Origin of the sequence: Rhodococcus sp. ARC_M5, assembly GCF_022810405.1 — a bacterium.
GTDB lineage: Bacteria > Actinomycetota > Actinomycetes > Mycobacteriales > Mycobacteriaceae > Rhodococcoides > Rhodococcoides navarretei.
Genome location: NZ_JALGQE010000061.1, coordinates 1 through 296 on the forward strand (window position 1 = coordinate 1; position 296 = coordinate 296).

Annotated in this window: 1 rRNA gene; it reads right to left on the reverse strand. The window is 49.0% G+C overall.

What is annotated here, in order from left to right:
• A 16S ribosomal RNA gene (locus MTX34_RS25545) occupies nucleotides 1-100 on the reverse strand; the annotation flags it as partial.
• Nucleotides 101-296: the final 196 nt, after the last annotated feature.

A 296-nucleotide genomic window follows, 5' to 3' on the forward strand; every position in this document is an offset into this window, starting at 1 on the left:
GTTCGCCGCTCGTGTACCCCGAAAGGCCTTACCGCTCGACTTGCATGTGTTAAGCACGCCGCCAGCGTTCGTCCTGAGCCAGGATCAAACTCTCCGTAAAAGACCTGCGAAACAACAACCCCCGAAGGGGCTGCGAATCAGTCAAAGACATCAAGTCAAATCACTAGCAAAAAAACTCAACTAGCATTTCAAACAACACCCGACAACAACCACCACAAGCGGATGGCTGATACATCGAATGCTTTCACCAAATAAAATTCGGCACTGACATTCATCGACACACTGTTGAGTTCTCA